An 18,184-nucleotide genomic window follows, 5' to 3' on the forward strand; every position below is an offset into this window, starting at 1 on the left:
ATGAAAAATATACTTTTAATATGTCTTTTAGCGCTTTCGCTGAATGGCATTTCGCAAAATAAAAAGGCGAATCTGGAAACTATTACACTCGGCGGAGGCTGTTACTGGTGCGTTGAAGCCGTTTATGAAAATCTGGACGGAGTCAAATCTGTTGTTTCTGGATTTTCAGGAGGGAAAGCCGCAAATCCTTCTTACGAAGAAGTCTGCACCGGAACAACTGGTCATGCCGAAGTAGTTCAAATAACATACGACAAAAACATAACCGATATTAATGAAATCTTCAAAGTCTTTTTTACGGTTCATGATCCCACAACTTTAAATCGTCAGGGAGCTGATGTTGGCACGCAATATCGTTCTGTTATTTTCTACAAAAATGACGAACAGAAAAAAGCTGCTGAAAGTATTATTGCCGAATTAAACAAAGCTAAAGTGTACAATAACCCAATTGTAACGAAAGTAGAGCCTTTTAAATTTTTTTATAAAGCCGAAGATTACCATCAAAATTATTATGCAAACAATAAGAACCAGCCGTATTGCAAAATGGTAATTCAGCCTAAAATAGAAAAGTTTGAAAAGGTTTTTAAAGACAAACTTAAAAAGAAATAAAGCTTAAAAATGATATTATTCTAAAACCGTCCAAAAAAATGGACGGTTTTTTTATTTCATAAACCCGCATAAAAACAGGCATTTTCTCTTAATCGAAAAATAATTCTATTTTTTTTTATCTTTTTTGTCCAATCCTGAAAGTTTGATTGTTATTAGGGTATAAACAATTAAAAAATATACATCATGGAAACTAGACTTAATTTATTCGAACAAGGTCAAAAAGCAGTTAGCACATTATTTGGAATTAGCGGTTACTTGAAAAAAGGAGCAATCGAAGCATCTCTTATGGAATTAATCAATTTCAGAATCTCTCAAATCAATAACTGCGGTTATTGTTTAGACATGCATTCTAAAGAAGCTTTAGCCGCTGGAGAAACAACACAACGTTTATTTGGATTAAGTGTTTGGAGAGAAGCCCCTTATTACACAAAAAGAGAAAGAGTTGCTCTTGCTTTGGCAGAAGCGGTGAATGCCTGTGATGTTCCAGACGAAATCTACGAAATTGCAAAAGCTGAATTTACAGAACAAGAATTAATCGATCTTACGCTTGCCGTTGCTGCAATTAACGCTTGGAATCGCCTAAACATTACTTTTGCGAATACCCCAGGAACTTACAGAGTAGGACAATTCGGGTAAATCCTAATTGACTTTATTCTCTAAAAACAATTAACTTTATAAAACTTAAAAGCAGATTATTCAATTATAAAATATAAAAAAATGAATGAGTTTTTATTGATTTTCAGAAGAGATTTTAAAACAAAAGAAACCCAGCCGTCGCCGGAAGAATTGCAACAGCATTTACAGCAATGGCAAAACTGGTTTGGAAGTTTAGCCGCGCAAGATAAACTTGCAAGACCCTTACAACGCTGGGACGGACAAGGAAAACTTGTAAACTCAAATAAAGGGATTACCGACGGACCTTTTGTTGAAATCAAAGAATCTATTGGCGGACTAATCATTATTAAAGCCAAAGATTACGATGAAGCTGCCGAAATCGCGCAAGGATGTCCCGTTTTAAATTTTGGTGGAAATGTCGAAATTAGAATGGCGGTTTAGATTTTTGAACTAACTTATATAAAAATGCCTTTGTATCTTTACTTAGGCATTTTTCCTTAAAATATGGAGCACAAAGAACTTATTCCCAATTTATTCAGAACCGAATATCAAAAAATAGTTTCAGTTCTCTGCAGCTTATTTGGAATTCAGCATATCGAAATTGCAGAAGATATTGTAAGCGACACTTTTCTAACCGCTTCAGAAACTTGGGCTATTAAAGGAATACCAGAAAATCCGACTGCTTGGCTGTATACCGTTGCTAAAAACAAAACCAAAAACTACCTGAAAAGAAATAACGTTTTTGAAACCAAAATAGTTACCGAAATAAAATACAATACTCCATTAAACAATCCTGAAATCGACCTTGATTTATCTGATCAAAATATTGCTGATAGTCAGCTGGCAATGATTTTTACAGTCTGCAATCCCTGCAATTCTGAGGAAGCTCAAATTGCCCTTGCTTTAAATCTATTATGCGGTTTTGGAATTAATGAAATCTCTGATGCATTTTTATCTAATAAAGAAGTTATTTACAAAAGGATAAATCGCGCCAAAGAAAAACTGAAGGAAGAAAATATAAAAATTCAGCATCCGAATAACGCTGAAATAAAAGACAGAATACAAACCGTTCTCAAAACTATTTACCTGCTTTATTCTGAAGGCTACTACTCTATTTCGCAAAATACTACTTTACGAAAAGACCTTTGCACTGAAGCCATGCGTCTGACTTATTTATTGATTCAGAACGAAAGCACAAATCTCCCGCAAACCAATGCTTTAATGGCTTTGATGTGTTTTCATTCGTCAAGATTTGATGCCCGAACGGGTTTAAATGGAGAAATTATTTTATATGAAGATCAGGATCAATCGCTTTGGAATCAAGAATTAATAGATAAAGGAGCTTATTTTCTAAGTCAGTCTTCAACCGGAAACACACTTTCAAAATACCACTTAGAAGCTGGAATTGCGTATTGGCATACTATTAAAAAAGAAACAATCGAGAAATGGGAAAATATTCTGGAACTCTACAACAATTTAATCATTTTAGAATATTCGCCAATTGTGGCTTTAAACAGAACTTACGCCTTATCTAAAGTAAAAGGCAAAGAAGAAGCCATCAAAGAAGCCGAAAAACTAAATTTAACCGATAATCATTTTTATTATTCTTTACTTGGAAATCTTTATTCTGAAGTTAATACAAAAAAATCGTTACAGCATTTCGAAACCGCAATGAGTTTAGCCAAAACTACTACTGACAAAAACATTATCAGTAAAAATATCGAGCAATTGAAATTGAAAATAAATCAGCTTTAGAATAAAAACAAAAAAGGGATATGATTTTTCATATCCCTTTTTTTATAGTGACTTTTAAAACTATTGCTTAGCTACTTTTTTAAATCTCATCATTGCAATATCTCCTTGAATCAAATTTAGTTTTCCGTCTTTATCAATAGAATAACTTGTAATTTGTCTAATTTGTTTTAGAAACTGCTGTTCTCCCCCACCTTCACAAAACATCATTGTAGTTGGCCCCTCTTCTCCAAAAGTCAAAGACTTCCCTTTTAAGGTATAAGATGCACTGTAACCATTACATCCGTTATTTCCATAAACTTTTGTTTCTTTCTGATCAAAAGTAAGCTGTGGTTTTTTATTCGGATATAATCCTTCAAAAGCAATTCTTGGTCCTGAGATATATTCTAACTCCCACGTCGTGCCAAATAAATCACCTTCATTAGAAGCAGATTTTGATGCTGTACATGAAGCAAATAATAAAGTTAAAACTGAAAGGACTGCAAATGTGTATTTTTTCATAAAAATGTTTTTTAAAGATTTATAATTTGTTTTATTTTTTGAACTAAAATAATTCTATAAAATCCTATTCTCAATATTCATGCCCAGTTACCGCTTTTCTTAAGCTTAAATTTTATCCAAAGCCGTTATTTTCTGTCTCTAAGTTACTACAAATTATTTAAAGTTTTATAGTCCAGATGTTTAAAATAAAACAAGTGACACTATTTTTTTTGTAATTTGCATCAATCAAAAAGACCAAAATCATCAATAAAAAACCAAAAAATGAAACAATTCCTATTTATGTTTGTATTTGCATTGACCACTTCGCTTGTTCAATCGCAAGAAAACCTTCCAACAGATTATCTCACAAAAGAATTTCATCAAGGACGACGCGAAGCTTTTAGAGCTTTAATGCCTGCCAATTCTGTCGCAGTTGTTTTTTCTTATCCCGAAAGAGTTTTTTCTAGAGATATCGATTACAATTACCACGCAAATCCTGACATGTATTATTTATCAGGATACAAAGAACCAGATGCTATTTTATTAATTTTTAAAGAAGCACAAGGCACCGAAAAGTATAATGAAGTTCTTTTTGTTAGAGAAAAAAATGCAACTCGTGAAATGTGGACAGGAAGACGTTTAGGAATTGAAGGCGCCAAATCAAAGCTTGGCTTTACCACTGTTTATAACGGAAAAGATTTTAACGCGTTTGCCATCGATTTCTCAAAATTCGATAAAGTTATTTACGACGAATTCCCTACAGATGCAAAAGAAAGCGACCATCCTGACAATTTATACGTCTTGCTGAAATCATTTAAATCTAAAGCAGAAATTACGAAAGCAAATGAAGATTCAACAAATTTATTCTCTAAAATTACCAGTTCTCTTCGTGAAATAAAAACGCCAGAAGAACTTGTCTTGATGCGCAAAACGGTAAAACTTTCGTGCATTGCACATAACGAAGTTATGAAAGCCGTGGGTCCAGATATGAGCGAAAATGAAGTTGACGGAATTCATGCTTACATTCATAAACACTACGGTGCAGAAGCCGAGGGTTATGGGCCAATTGTAGGCGCTGGAGCAAACGGATGTATCTTGCATTATTGGGAAAACAACGCCACAAAAATTGACAATCAATTATTGCTAATGGATGTTGGTTCTGAGTATCACGGTTATTCTGCAGACGTTACTAGAACAATTCCGGCAAACGGAAAATTTACTGAAGAACAAAAAGCGATTTATCAAATCGTATATGATGCTCAAGAAGCTGTTTTTAAAATCTGCAAAGAAGGAACTCCGCTAGTCGCTTTAAACGAAACCGCAAAAGACGTTATAGCCAAAGGTTTGATTAAATTAGGAATTATTACAGATCCAAAAGATGTAAGATTATATTATCCTCATAGCTGTTCGCACTTTTTAGGTTTAGATGTTCATGACAAAGGAACTTACAACGGGCCTCAAACTCTTATAAAAGAAAACATGATTCTTACTGTTGAACCGGGAATTTATATTCCAGCAAACAGTAAATGCGATAAAAAATGGTGGAATATCGGCGTTCGTATCGAAGATGATATTTTAATGCTTAAAGATTCGTACGAAAACCTTTCTGTAGATTCTCCTAGAAAATGGCAAGATATCGAAGCTTTAGCCAAACAAAAAAGCACTTTTAATGATATGAAGTTTCCTAAGATCTAATTCGTTTTTTGGCCACAGATTAAAAGGATTATTAAGATTTTTAAATTGAAACTGAAAAAAATCTATGTAAATCCTTTTAATCTGTGGTCAAGAAAAAATAAACCAAAGCCTCAATTATTTTGAGGCTTTTTCTTTTGAATTTTCCCGAACTTTACATTCTTAAATTACTCAAAAATGAAAGCACTTACCTTTTCTTCTTTTGGAGAATCAGATGTTTTAGAATATATAGAAATCCCTAATCCACAATTAAAAAAAGATGAAATTTTAGTCGAAATGAAAGCCATCGGACTAAATTTTGCCGATGTTTACCGCCGAAAAGGGAATTATCATTTAAAAGGAAATCCGCCTTTTATTGCAGGTTATGAGGGCGCAGGAATTGTGGTCGATACCAACAATCATTCAGAATACAAAGTTGGTGATCGTGTGGCTTTTGCCGACTCTCCTTTTGCAAATGCAGAATTGGTGGCCGTAAATGTAAATCATATTATTCCATTATCTGAGAATATTTCTTTTGAAACTTCAGCTTCTGTTTTGCTTCAAGGCTTAACCGCTCATTATCTTGCTACAGACAGTCACAAAACCCAAAAAGGAGAAACTGTTTTAATACATGCGGTTGCTGGCGGAGTTGGGCAGATATTAACTCAAATCAGTAAACTTTTGGGTGCAACTGTTATCGGTTTAACCTCATTTGCAGAAAAAGCGAAGATCGGATTTGAACAAGGCGCAGACCATGTTTTTCTTTACAATGAAGATTGGAAATCACAAGTTTTTAAAGTCGTTCCAAATGGTGTCGATGCCGTTTATGACAGTATTGGAAGTACTTTAATGGAAAGTTTTGAAGTTACTAAAGAATGCGGACAAGTCGTTTTCTTCGGAATGGCGGGCGGAGATCCAGCACCTGTAGATCCTAGAATGCTAATGGACGGTTCTAAAACTTTAACCGGAGGCGATTTATGGAGTTATTTGAATTCTAAAGAAGAACGAATTAAGCGAGCAACTCAGTTATTCGATTGGATTATAGAAGGAAAGATCAAACTTTCTGAACCAACTTCTTTTAAATTATCAGAAGGAAAACTGGCTCATGATTTTCTAGAAAGCAGAAAAAGCACTGGGAAAATTATTTTGATTCCTTAATTTTTTTTAGCCACGAATTGCACAAATTTTCACTAATTTTTTCTCTTTGGATTAAAATTAATTCGTGAAAATTTGTGCAATTCGTGGCTAAAATATCATAACCGATCTACTTCAATTTTTGTCAATTCAGATAATTCTAAAATTCTGCCAACATCTTCTTTATTGGCTACAAAAAACAAGTAATTATCTCCATTTGTATTGTAACTCATTAATTCGAAACCGCGTTTTTCTAAAGCTGATTGAATATAAGGAAACAAATCATGACTATAGGTTTCTTCCGGATATTCGAAATTAAGATCTTCGCCAATCATTTCAGAAATAAAATACTCAGCATCTTCGGGATCAAATTTCCAGTCGCTGTTCCAGGCATCAATACTTTCAAAGAAATTAAAATGACCATCAACAATAGCATGATATTCATTTGTTCCTTTTTGATAGTCCTTAAAGAGCTTTTTAGATTGTTTTTTCAGTTCTTTTTCTTCGATATTTTCTCTTGAAACTAATTTGATAAATTCTTCAAAAGATTCTAGAGTAGCTTCTACACTTTCTACTAAATTTTCAGACGAAGAAAGTTCCACCGTTTCTGGAATTTCAATATTTAAATACTGACAGATTCCCTGTAAAACCAATTTAAAATCTCTAATTCCAATTGCTTCACTTTCATTCTTCGGATTATTTACATCCAAGAGCTCACTTTCCAACAATCCCTTTGTATAATCGAAGAAATGTCTTCCTGAATACAATATTTTAAAATCGTTTACTTCTAAACTATTGGTGCAGCAAAAAAAGATTACAAAGTTTTTTATCGAACGTTTAAAAAACTTTTTCTCTTCTGCGGTTGGCTCCGAATAAAACTGAATGTGTATAAAATCATATTCTAGACCTTCTTGTATGGCTTCGTCTGAAAGAACTCCAATATTCACTTTTTTATAAAGCTCGTTTAGAACTTCATACGAATTATGGAAACCTGCTTTTTTAATTTCTTCTTTTCCTTCTTCATGATCGAAAGAACTTGGAAAGAAAAATAAATTTACCATAACATCTTCTTGAATTCCTTTTACTTTAAATTCAAGGCTAGATTCTTGGTTATATAAATACGAATAAATGGGATCGACAACATCAAAAGAAATGATCGATTTTGGATCATTATTTCTGTTAAATAGATTGGAGAAAAAGCTCATAAAAATATCTTGTATAAAAACTAATCGTTTGAATATTTAAAACTCTGATTCATTTTATCAAAAGGAATCACTTCATTGACAATCGATTCTAATTCGAAATCTGTTAATAATCCTCTAGCCGATTCTACGATTTTTGGAGAAACATGTATTTCATAATCAATAATATCGCGTTCTAAAATAGCAGACAAAATTGTATTTTGCTGTTCTGTCAAATACTTTTTGTGCGATTTAAAAACCGATTCAATGTCGTTTCTAAATTCTTCATCAGTAAGTTCATTGTAAACATCTTGTTTCGACATATCGATCAATAAAACTTTGAAGATAAAGTCCTGAAGATTTTTTGCCAGATAATTCACTTCGTTCATGTCATGCCAAACAAAAACGATCGGCACATCTCCATTATTTTCTTCGTTTAAAAAGAAACAATAATGATCGCCACCGCCACTTTTAGCGAACGGAATAAATTTAAATTCTGGATTTATATTTCGATAATCTTCTGGATCTTGAAGTTCTTCTATTTCTTCGGCAACCGATTTTAAATTCAATGATTCAAAATCATACGAATGTAGAAGCAAAGGCGGATTCTCTTTTAAAGTAGGATAAACCTCTGTATACCAATTTGGGCCATATTCTCCGACATCAAGCATGCCGTCTGCATCTAACTGTTTGTATAAGAGCGGAAATTCAAATCCGTATTTTTTTTCGATTTCTTGTATTGTCATCTTTGGGGAATATTCTATTAAAATCAGAATACTAAGATAACAATCTTTTCCTACATGAAAAGTGCGAAGCCAATTATTTCAAGGATTCCGCAATCATTAAGGCACATTTTTCGCCATCAATTGCTGCAGAAATAATTCCGCCCGCATAACCTGCACCTTCTCCGCAAGGATATAAACCTTTGATCTGCAAATGCTCTAAAGTCATAGGATCTCTCGGAATTCTCACTGGAGATGAAGTTCTGCTTTCTGGCGCATGTAAAATTGCCTGGTTAGTTAAATAACCTCGCATTGATTTTCCAAAATCCTGAAATCCCTGACGCATAATCTGAGTTAAAAAACCTGGAAAAACCTGTCCCAATTCTACCGAAGTAGTGCCAGGCACATAAGATGTTTTCGGAATATCTGCTGAAACTTTACTTTGTGTAAAATCAATCATTCTTTGCGCTGGTACTTTTTGAGTTTGTCCAGCCAAATGCCAAGCTTTTTGTTCGATACTTTTTTGAAATTCCATTCCAGCCAAAGCGCCGAATTTGGCAAAAGGCTTAAAATCTTCTAATTTCAATTCGACTACAATTCCAGAATTTGCTGTTGACTGATCCCGTTTTGATGGTGACCAACCATTTGTAACCACTTCTCCAGGACTTGTAGCACATGGTGCAATTACTCCACCTGGACACATACAGAATGAGTACATTCCGCGACCGTTAACTTGTTTTACAATAGAATATGGCGCTGGCGGCAAATGTTCGCCACGGAAATCACAGCTGTATTGAATACTGTCGATTAATTCTTGCGCATGTTCTGCACGAACTCCCAAAGCAAAAGGTTTTGCTTCTATTAAAATTTTCTTTTTATCTAATAATTCAAATATATCACGCGCCGAATGTCCTGTTGCCAAGATTAATTTATTGGCGTGAATTTTATCTCCGTTTTGCGTTACGATTCCTTCAACTTCATTGTTCTTTACTAAAATATCGCTTACACGAGTTTCAAATAAAACCTGACCACCAAATTCTCTAATTTTATTTCGGATATCTTCAATAATTTTAGGCAATTTATTAGTTCCAATGTGCGGATGCGCTTCTACCAAAATGTCTTCAGAAGCTCCAAAAGCCACTAAAAGTTCTAAGATTCTAGTTACATCACCTCGTTTTTTAGAACGCGTATATAATTTTCCATCAGAATACGTTCCTGCTCCGCCTTCGCCAAAACAATAATTAGAATCTTCGTTAACGATGTGTTCACGATTTATCGCTTTTAAGTCACGACGACGGCCTCGAACGTCTTTTCCGCGTTCCAATACAATTGGCTTTAAACCTAATTCAATTAATTGCAGTGCCGCAAAAAGTCCAGCCGGACCAGCGCCAACCACAATAACTTCTTGCGCATTCGAAACGTCCTTATATATAGGAAGCTGAATTTTGGTTTCCTGAAAAGGTTCGCCTTTTAAATAAATAAGAACTTTCAAATTAATTTTAATCGCTTTCTGACGTGCGTCAATAGAGCGTTTTAAAATTGAAACGTGCTGAATTTCTTGAGCAGAAACTTTAACCTGCTTAGACAAATGGTCTTTTAGCAATGATTCGTTTGCAGCAATTTCTGGTGTTACTTGAAGTAAAAGTTCTTTAGGCATTTTTATAAAAAGGTAATTAATATTATTAAAAGAATTTAGACATTAAAAAATACAAGCCAACATATGCAAGTATTCCAATTCCTAAAGCCATATAATGCATTTTTAAATATCTAAACGAAATTTCTAATGCTTCTGAATCATCATCTCTAAATGCTATTTTGACATTTAAAGAAAATTTATATAAATAATAAAGTGGAAAAAGAATTATCAAAAAGGCTATGATAAAAATAGGCAATAAACTCATAATCATTATATACCCAACTCCTCCTCCTGTTGGAACATCATCCCAATTAGATAACGACATATAATCATAAAGTAAACGAAGAATAAAAAAAGCTATTATTAACAATCCAAAGCTAGACATTACATAAACCCATTTTCCTGCTGTCTGTAAATGCGCTTTTGCTGCTTCACTTAAAAACAACTCCTCTGAAACTGAATCATCCTTCATTTATAATTATTTTTTTTATGATTTGATAAACCGAAATTATTCTGCAAAAATAGCACTTTGAAATGAGATATTATCAATTGTAAATTTTATCCAATTCTAAATCCCGTTTTATCACAGTAAGCGAATTCGAAATACATACCTAGTTCTCGACTCCGCTCGAACTGACAATTGAGAAAAAGATAAAAATCAATTTTCAAAAGAGACTTTGTACCTTTGCAATTCTCAACCTTTGCACCTTAAAAAAATGTCTAGAAAAATAAAACTAATCTGGGATTTCCGTGGTCCCGCTTCTGCAAAAACAGCAGAACATCACGAGATCCATTTGAAAGAATATATAGTAATTGAAAAGCTACCTTTAAATATTACAGGATTTAAAATCATAGACGATATGTACGCCATAGCTTTTATGGTTGTAACCGATGAAAATATGATAAAAGTAAGAGATGCTTTGAAACCACATCGTGGGGAAGTTTATACCGAGTAAAATTCCAAAAAATTAAAATTCTTAAAAAAGAAAATTCCAAATTCCAATGCTATAAAAAACTTGGAATTTGGAATTTTTATTTTGAATATTTCCCAAAGGGTTGGAATTTGGAATTTAAAATATTGGAATTTAATTAGCAACCTCGCTAATAAACTTAATACGCATTAAACGTAATTCGTCAATATCGTAATCGCCATCAAATTCTTTTAAGGCATCTTCGATTTTATCAGATTCAGATTCCATGAAATAATCGTGGATTTCTTCCTGCTGATCATCATCAAGCATATCATCAATCCAATATTTAATATTTAGTTTGGTTCCAGAATAAACGATTTGCTCCATTTCTTTAATCAGCGCATCCATCGAAAGTCCTTTCGCGGAAGCGATATCACTTAATGGAAGTTTTCTATCGATATTCTGAATAATATATAATTTGTTTGCAGAATTTACTCCAGTAGATTTTACTACCAAATCGTCTGGGCGAATAATATCATTGTCCTCAACATAACGGCTGATTAAAGCAACAAATTCGCTTCCATATTTTTTAGCTTTTCCTTCACCAACACCATGAATATTATATAATTCTTGAATTGTTATCGGATATTTTAAAGCCATATCTTCAATCGAAGGATCTTGGAAAACTACAAATGGAGGAACTCCAAGTTTTTTGGCTACTTTTTTACGAAGTTCACGAAGCATCCCAGTTAAAACTTCGTCTGCAGTACCAGAAGATTTTCCTCCAGTTACAATAGTTTCATCATCGGCTTCGGTGTATTCATGATCTTCAGACATCATAAATGAAACTGGCTTTTTGATAAAGTCAAGACCTTCTTGCGTAATTTTTATTACGCCATAAGTTTCAATATCTTTTGACAAAAGTCCTGTTACCAAAACTTGTCTCAATAAAGCCATCCAATATTTTTCGTCGTGGCCTGAACCAGAACCAAAATAAGGTTGCGTATCTGTTTTGTGCGCTTTAATAACAGCATTAATACGCCCTATTAAAGTAAAGACAATTTCTTTTGACTTGTAAATATGTTTCGTATCGCGAACAACTTCCAGCAGCTTAACCACTTCTTCTTTGGCTTCTACTTTATGTTTTGGATTACGAACGTTGTCGTCCATATCGGCTCCTTCGCCTGTTTCGCTGTCAAATTCTTCACCGAAATAATGAAGAAGGAATTTTCTACGCGACATTGAAGTCTCGGCGTAAGCCACAACTTCCTGTAAAAGTGCAAAACCAATCTCTTGTTCTGCAACTGGTTTTCCAGACATAAATTTCTCTAGCTTTTCTACATCTTTATACGAGTAATAAGCCAAACAATGCCCTTCTCCGCCGTCACGTCCTGCACGACCCGTTTCCTGATAGTAACTTTCTAATGATTTTGGAATGTCGTGGTGAATTACAAAACGAACATCTGGTTTATCAATTCCCATTCCGAATGCGATTGTTGCTACAACGACATCGACATCTTCCATCAAGAACATATCCTGATGTTTAGCCCGCGTTTTTGCATCCAAACCTGCATGATAAGGAACCGCACTGATTCCGTTCACTTGTAAAACTTCGGCAATCGATTCTACTTTTTTACGACTTAAGCAGTAAATAATTCCAGATTTGCCTTTATGCTGTTTGATAAATCGAATAATATCCGATTCGATATTTTTTGTTTTTGTGCGAACTTCATAATATAAGTTCGGTCTGTTGAAAGACGCTTTAAAAGTATTAGCGTCTACCATATCAAGGTTTTTCAGAATATCTTCCTGAACCTTTGGTGTTGCAGTTGCAGTAAGTCCAATAATAGGCACTTTCCCCAGCTGCTTAATTATATTTCTCAGATTTCTGTACTCTGGCCTAAAGTCATGTCCCCATTCTGAGATACAGTGTGCTTCATCGATAGCAACAAAAGAAATAGGCACACTTTGTAAAAAGGCTACATATTCTTCTTTTGTTAATGATTCGGGGGCGACATACAAAAGTTTGGTCAATCCAGACGTAATATCTTTTTTGACTTGAGCAATTTCTGTTTTAGTTAGGGAAGAATTTAATACATGTGCAATTCCATTCTCAGACGAAAGACTTCGAATTGCGTCAACCTGATTTTTCATCAAAGCAATTAAAGGAGAAACAACAATTGCTGTTCCTTCTTGAATTAAAGCTGGCAGTTGATAGCAAAGAGACTTTCCACCACCAGTCGGCATTATTACGAACGTATTCTTTCTGTCTAGGATACTCGTAATGACTTGCTCTTGCAAGCCTTTAAATTGGCTAAAGCCGAAATACTTCTTTAATTCTTTATGTATTTCAATTTCATTTGAATTCATTCTCTATATTAATGGTATTTTGTATAAATTTGCAACACATAAAGATACAACTTTCTTTTATACATACAAATTTTAAATATTCTGTTTTGATCACAAAAGAAAATATATTGGCGATTGCCAAGAAAACAATACTCTCTGAAAGTGAAGCAATTACAAAACTAATTGATTTTTTGGACGAAAATTTTTACGAAGCTGTCCAACGCATATACGAAACCAAAGGCCGTTTGATCGTGACGGGGATTGGAAAAAGCGCGATCATTGCACAAAAAATGGTGGCTACTTTTAATTCAACCGGAACTCCTTCTATGTTTTTACATGCCGCAGAAGCAATTCACGGCGATTTAGGAATGATTCAAAACGACGACGTCATTATTTGCATTTCTAAAAGCGGAAATAGTCCCGAAATCAAAGTCCTTGTTCCTTTATTAAAAAGATTTGGAAACACCTTAATTGCTATTACAGGAAACACAACTTCATTTTTAGCAAAAGGTTCAGATTTGGTTTTAAACACAACTGTTGACACAGAGGCCTGCCCTATCAATTTAGCTCCGACAAATAGCACAACAGCACAGCTTGTAATGGGTGATGCTTTAGCCGTTTGTTTAATGGAGATGCGTGATTTTAAACCAGAAGATTTTGCAGTTTATCATCCAGGAGGTGCTTTAGGAAAAAAACTATTGCTTCGCGTAAAAGATATGATAGAAAACTCACTAAAACCAGCTGTAGCTCCTGATACATCTGTCAAAAAAGTGATTTTTGAAATCTCTGAAAAAAGATTAGGAGTTACTGCAGTAATTGAAGACAATAAAATTGTTGGAATTATTACCGATGGAGACATCCGAAGAATGCTAAACGACGTAGATACTATTGCGGACTTAACTGCAAGGGATATTATGTCTAAAAATCCAAAAGTAGTTTCGTCTGAAACTATGGCTGTCGATGCTTTAAATATTTTAGAAGACTACTCTATTACACAGCTAATTGTTTCTGACGAAGGAACGTACAAAGGCGTTTTACATTTACATGACATTTTAAAAGAAGGAATCGTATAATGGCAAAAAAAAATCTTGGCGAAATGTCATTTTTGGATCATCTTGAAGAACTAAGATGGTTATTGGTTAGAAGTACACTTGCAACATGCATCATGGCATTTGTTACTTATTTTATTAGTGATTATTTATTTGATCAAATTATTTTAGGTCCAATAAGACCAACATTCTTTACCTATGTTTGGTTTTGCGACTTATCGCATCAGCTAGGTTTTGCTGACAGCATTTGCATCACAGAACTGAATTTTATTATTCAGAATACCGAAATGGAAGGTCAGGTTAACATCTTTGTATGGATGTGTCTTCTGGCTGGTTTCATATTGAGTTTCCCTTATATTTTATGGGAAATCTGGAAATTTATCAGCCCAGCCCTTTATGAGAAAGAAAGAAAAAATGCAAAATTATTCATTTTTGTCTCTTCACTACTTTTCTTTTTAGGAGTATTATTTGGGTATTTTGTTGTAATTCCGATGTCGGTAAACTTCGTTGCTACTTTCTCCATAAGTGATGTGGTAAAAAACCAATTTACTCTAGAATCTTATATGGGAATGGTTAAAACGAGTATTCTTGGAAGCGCAATCTTTTTTGAACTTCCAATTGCTATTTATTTCTTAACAAAATTAGGATTAGTAACTCCTGAATTCTTAAGAAAGTATTGGAAATATGCTGTAGTCCTTATTTTGGTTATCGCAGCTATTGTTACACCTCCAGATGTAGTAAGTCAAACCATTGTAGCAATTCCGATGTTGATTATTTACGAAGTAAGTATTTTGATTTCGAAAGTTGTTTACAGAAATAAATTAAAAGAAAATGTCTGATATCATTCAAGAATTTAACGACTATCGTTCTAAAATGAACGAAAAACTGCTTGCCGACAATAATAAAATTGTAAAGCGAATTTTTAATCTTGACACTAACGCTTATGCTGAAGGCGCTCTTGATGTAAAAACAAAAGAACTTTTGGGTCTAGTAGCATCAACTGTTTTAAGATGTGATGACTGCGTAAAATACCATTTAGAAACCAGCTATAAAGAAGGCGTTTCTAAAGAAGAAATGATGGAAGCAATGGGAATCGCAACTCTAGTTGGAGGAACAATTGTGATTCCTCATTTAAGAAGAGCTTATGAATTCTGGGAAGCTCTTGAAGAAAGTGGCAATTAGATAATCTGATAATTAGTCAATTAGATAATTTTATACGATATGTTAATTATTTTAATTGATTAGTTTATTTTATTTTATTTTGCCAACAGAGATAATAATTATCTCATTATCAAATTGACACATTATCTAATTAAAAAAAATGAAGCTAAGAGCCGATAATTTAATCAAAACCTATAAAGGACGTAGTGTTGTAAAAGGGATTTCTGTTGAAGTAAATCAAGGAGAAATCGTAGGGCTTTTGGGTCCGAATGGAGCTGGAAAAACAACGTCTTTTTACATGATTGTGGGATTGGTAAAACCAAATCAAGGAAACATCTATCTTGACGATTTGAACATTACTGATTACCCAATGTACAAACGTGCTCAGCAAGGAATTGGTTATTTGGCACAAGAAGCTTCCGTATTTAGAAAATTAAGCATTGAAGATAATATCTTGAGCGTTTTACAATTGACTAAACTTTCTAAAGAAGAACAGATTGCTAAAATGGAAAGTTTAATCGAAGAATTCAGTTTAGAACACATTCGCACCAACCGAGGCGATTTACTTTCTGGAGGTGAGCGTCGTCGTACAGAGATTGCCCGTGCATTGGCAACCGATCCTAAATTTATTTTATTGGATGAGCCTTTTGCAGGAGTTGACCCAGTTGCAGTTGAAGATATTCAGCGAATTGTGGCGCAATTGAAAAATAAAAACATTGGAATCTTAATTACCGATCACAACGTTCAGGAAACATTAGCGATTACCGACAAAACATACTTAATGTTTGAAGGAGGAATTCTTAAAGCAGGAGTTCCAGAAGAATTGGTAGAAGATGAAATGGTTCGCCGCGTTTATCTTGGACAAAACTTCGAGCTTCGTAAAAAGAAACTGGAATTTTAAGAAAGTTATATCTGAATGGTAAAAAGTAAAATACAAATTTCTTTTTACCATTTTTTTTAATCTAAGATTCTTAAAAAAGTTACGAATGAAATCAGAAAAACCAACTCAGGAAGATTACGATAATTGGCATAAAGATCCAAAGAATTGGTATTTCTTCAACACCTGCTATTATAATCCGAAAGACAAAAGATTGCTTCCTCCCAAAAAGATTCAATGGATGGGTTATACTATAAATTTTGCCAATCCATATTCCGTAATGCTTCTATTACCTTTTATAATAATTGTTATTTTAGTTTTATTGAAATAAATTAAAAAAAGTATTCAGTGGTCAGTTTTTTAGTGGTCAGTTTTGGGCTGAGACTAAAAAACTTTTTTTTTGATAAAATACTGAAAACTAAAAATCTAAAAACTGATCACTATTACTCAACCGTAATAAAATGCAATTGTTCTAAATCGCCATTGTAGATATTAACATCAACTCGGTGTTTGATTCCTGGCAGAGAAGCTTTTTCTGTAAACTGCCAAAACAGCCAATCATCTTCGATTTTCTCTCTGTAGAAATTATAATTGGCAATCCAGAAAAGATATTCGCTAAACTCTTCTTTTAAAAAATCAGAATAATATCGTTCACCAGAATAAATTATTGGACGAACCTGATAGTGTTTTTCGACTTTATTCAACCAACGTTTCAGCCCTTTTTTCAAACTATCTAAAGGCTGATTTTTAGGTAATTTTTCGATATCTAAAACTGGCGGAAGATCTCCCTTTTGTAATTTTACTGTTTTGATAAAAAGATCTGCTTGTTCTATAGAATTTTCGTTAGGACGATAATAATGATATGCGCCACGCATGATTTTATTTTCTTTTGCTCCTTCCCAATTTCTTTTGAATTGTCTATCTACACGATCATTCCCTGCAGTTGCACGAATAAAAACAAATTGAACCGGGTATTTCTCATCTAAAATTTCGACTTCTTCCCAATCGACTTTTCCCTGAAATTCGGACACGTCGATTCCAATTACTTTTCCTTTATGATTTTCAAGAACACGAATATTTCTAACATCAGAAAGATGTTTATCAACCGCATCTTCATCTAAAACCTTTTCTGTTTTAAAACCTAAATAATAAGCAAGTCCTTTGCGATAATGATAAATTATCCCAATGAATAAAAGTCCGAAAAAAATCAATAAAAGTCCTCGAAAAAGTCTGCTCAGAAAAGATCTTCCAGCTGGTTTTCTTGAATATGTTTTACGATAAGTCGTTTTTCTTGCCATTAAACAGAATTACTTTTTCAGAAATAGATTATTGATAATAGACAGTAAAACGTAGAAAACAATAATCAGCGGAATTGCAATGTAATGAAGTAATACCCCTAACAATACTGAAACAATCAAAAACACGATTTGAAGTGCATTGTCTTTTAAGCTGAATTTTTTAATTTTTAAAGAAAATAATGGAATTTCAGCATTCATAATGTAAGCGCTACCCAAAGTAACAAGTAATAAAACCCACTGATTTGTTAATAATTCAAGAATTACAAGAGACGAATCTGCATACATATCCAGAACTATTTGCAAACTAATAATAAAAATGGCATTTGCAGGAGTTGGCAAGCCAATAAACGAATCTGTCTGACGCGTGTCGATATTAAAGTTGGCTAATCTGTAGCAGGCGCCTAAAGTTATAATAAATCCTAAAAAAGGAACAATTGCTTGATTTCCTAGTTGATCACCGCCTCTAGCAAACATACTGTACATGACGTAACCTGGCACAACGCCACTTGTCACCATATCTGCCAAAGAATCTAACTGTAATCCAAGCGGACTTGAAACTTTAAATAATCTGGCAAAAAAACCATCGAAGAAATCAAAAAAGATTCCCAAGCAAACCATGTAAAAAGCCATTAAAAAATCTCCTTTAGAGACAAAAACAACTGCGACACAGCCACAGAAAAGATTGATTAATGTAATTAGATTTGGTATATGCTTTTTAATATTCATAGCTTAAAGTTTTGAT

The 18,184-nt window shown here is 33.6% G+C and carries 20 protein-coding genes; 12 read left to right on the top strand and 8 right to left on the bottom strand.

Translation table 11 applies throughout. From position 1 onward, the window contains the following. The 4 genes from msrA (at position 1) to QLQ95_RS04795 (ending at position 2,976) form a co-directional block, all read left to right on the top strand. Positions 1–606, top strand: coding sequence for a peptide-methionine (S)-S-oxide reductase MsrA (gene msrA, locus QLQ95_RS04780; RefSeq protein WP_482502839.1), 606 nt, complete (start codon positions 1–3; stop codon positions 604–606). A 183-nt stretch (positions 607–789) separates the two neighbouring features. Beyond that, on the top strand, positions 790–1,242 hold the full coding sequence (locus QLQ95_RS04785) for a carboxymuconolactone decarboxylase family protein (RefSeq protein ID WP_095929380.1): 453 nt from the start codon (positions 790–792) through the stop codon (positions 1,240–1,242). An 81-nt stretch (positions 1,243–1,323) separates the two neighbouring features. Further along, entirely contained in the window at positions 1,324–1,662 is a 339-nt protein-coding gene (locus QLQ95_RS04790; RefSeq protein ID WP_073408983.1) for a YciI family protein, read from the top strand. Positions 1,663–1,725: 63 nt separating this feature from the next. Further along, entirely contained in the window at positions 1,726–2,976 is a 1,251-nt protein-coding gene (locus tag QLQ95_RS04795; RefSeq protein WP_482502841.1) for an RNA polymerase sigma factor, read from the top strand. 60 nt (positions 2,977–3,036) lie between these two features. Here the strand turns inward: QLQ95_RS04795 and QLQ95_RS04800 are convergent, their stop codons facing one another. Further along, entirely contained in the window at positions 3,037–3,474 is a 438-nt protein-coding gene (locus tag QLQ95_RS04800; protein ID WP_482502842.1) for an META domain-containing protein, read from the bottom strand. A 261-nt stretch (positions 3,475–3,735) separates the two neighbouring features. Here QLQ95_RS04800 and QLQ95_RS04805 point away from each other — a divergent pair, with 261 nt between their 5' ends. Both QLQ95_RS04805 and QLQ95_RS04810 read left to right on the top strand, forming a co-directional pair. Further along, entirely contained in the window at positions 3,736–5,148 is a 1,413-nt protein-coding gene (locus tag QLQ95_RS04805; protein WP_482502844.1) for an aminopeptidase P N-terminal domain-containing protein, read from the top strand. A gap of 174 nt (positions 5,149–5,322) precedes the next feature. After that, entirely contained in the window at positions 5,323–6,282 is a 960-nt protein-coding gene (locus QLQ95_RS04810; protein WP_482502846.1) for a quinone oxidoreductase family protein, read from the top strand. Positions 6,283–6,377: 95 nt separating this feature from the next. On the opposite strand, the gene QLQ95_RS04815 is transcribed toward QLQ95_RS04810, so the two are convergent. The 4 genes from QLQ95_RS04815 to QLQ95_RS04830 form a co-directional block, all read right to left on the bottom strand. Continuing rightward, positions 6,378–7,463 (bottom strand): DUF6630 family protein, encoded by a 1,086-nt coding sequence (locus QLQ95_RS04815; RefSeq protein ID WP_482502848.1) that lies wholly within the window; start codon positions 7,461–7,463, stop codon positions 6,378–6,380. 20 nt (positions 7,464–7,483) lie between these two features. After that, positions 7,484–8,185, bottom strand: a complete 702-nt coding sequence (locus tag QLQ95_RS04820; protein ID WP_427875181.1) for an SMI1/KNR4 family protein — start codon at positions 8,183–8,185, stop codon at positions 7,484–7,486. 73 nt (positions 8,186–8,258) lie between these two features. Further along, the gene (locus QLQ95_RS04825; RefSeq protein WP_482502850.1) at positions 8,259–9,818 is read right to left on the bottom strand and encodes an NAD(P)/FAD-dependent oxidoreductase; all 1,560 of its coding nucleotides are present in this window, start codon (positions 9,816–9,818) and stop codon (positions 8,259–8,261) included. Between the two features lie 25 nt (positions 9,819–9,843). Next, a complete protein-coding gene (locus QLQ95_RS04830) occupies positions 9,844–10,269 on the bottom strand; it encodes a hypothetical protein (protein WP_320493057.1) in 426 nt (141 codons plus the stop codon). A gap of 244 nt (positions 10,270–10,513) precedes the next feature. Between QLQ95_RS04830 and QLQ95_RS04835 the strand changes: the two genes are divergently transcribed. Continuing rightward, positions 10,514–10,753: a hypothetical protein gene (locus tag QLQ95_RS04835; RefSeq protein WP_428237190.1), complete on the top strand. Its 240-nt coding sequence runs from the start codon at positions 10,514–10,516 to the stop codon at positions 10,751–10,753. Between the two features lie 129 nt (positions 10,754–10,882). On the opposite strand, the gene QLQ95_RS04840 is transcribed toward QLQ95_RS04835, so the two are convergent. Beyond that, entirely contained in the window at positions 10,883–13,078 is a 2,196-nt protein-coding gene (locus tag QLQ95_RS04840) for a RecQ family ATP-dependent DNA helicase (protein WP_482502851.1), read from the bottom strand. An 86-nt stretch (positions 13,079–13,164) separates the two neighbouring features. On the opposite strand from QLQ95_RS04840, the gene QLQ95_RS04845 reads away from it, so the two are divergent. The 5 genes from QLQ95_RS04845 to QLQ95_RS04865 all read left to right on the top strand — a co-directional run bounded on the left by QLQ95_RS04845 (position 13,165) and on the right by QLQ95_RS04865 (position 16,475). After that, positions 13,165–14,130 (top strand): KpsF/GutQ family sugar-phosphate isomerase, encoded by a 966-nt coding sequence (locus QLQ95_RS04845; RefSeq protein ID WP_482502852.1) that lies wholly within the window; start codon positions 13,165–13,167, stop codon positions 14,128–14,130. Further along, positions 14,130–14,945 carry a twin-arginine translocase subunit TatC gene (tatC, locus tag QLQ95_RS04850; protein ID WP_095929369.1) on the top strand — a complete coding sequence of 272 codons (816 nt, stop codon included), beginning with the start codon at positions 14,130–14,132 and terminating at the stop codon, positions 14,943–14,945. Before QLQ95_RS04845 ends, tatC begins: the two co-directional genes overlap by 1 nt. Continuing rightward, a complete protein-coding gene (locus QLQ95_RS04855) occupies positions 14,938–15,288 on the top strand; it encodes a carboxymuconolactone decarboxylase family protein (protein WP_320493054.1) in 351 nt (116 codons plus the stop codon). The genes tatC and QLQ95_RS04855 overlap by 8 nt, the downstream gene beginning before the upstream one ends. A 139-nt stretch (positions 15,289–15,427) precedes the next feature. Next, a complete protein-coding gene (gene lptB / locus QLQ95_RS04860) occupies positions 15,428–16,168 on the top strand; it encodes an LPS export ABC transporter ATP-binding protein (protein ID WP_029272155.1) in 741 nt (246 codons plus the stop codon). An 85-nt stretch (positions 16,169–16,253) separates the two neighbouring features. Continuing rightward, complete coding sequence (locus QLQ95_RS04865) at positions 16,254–16,475, top strand: DUF5808 domain-containing protein (RefSeq protein WP_095929367.1); 222 nt, start codon at positions 16,254–16,256, stop codon at positions 16,473–16,475. A gap of 112 nt (positions 16,476–16,587) precedes the next feature. Here the strand turns inward: QLQ95_RS04865 and QLQ95_RS04870 are convergent, their stop codons facing one another. Then, positions 16,588–17,442 carry a glycoside hydrolase family 25 protein gene (locus tag QLQ95_RS04870; RefSeq protein ID WP_095929366.1) on the bottom strand — a complete coding sequence of 285 codons (855 nt, stop codon included), beginning with the start codon at positions 17,440–17,442 and terminating at the stop codon, positions 16,588–16,590. A 9-nt stretch (positions 17,443–17,451) separates the two neighbouring features. Next, positions 17,452–18,168: a CDP-alcohol phosphatidyltransferase family protein gene (locus QLQ95_RS04875; RefSeq protein ID WP_095929365.1), complete on the bottom strand. Its 717-nt coding sequence runs from the start codon at positions 18,166–18,168 to the stop codon at positions 17,452–17,454. Between the last annotated feature and the right edge of the window lie 16 nt (positions 18,169–18,184).

This window comes from Flavobacterium sp. B330r (assembly GCF_056824325.1).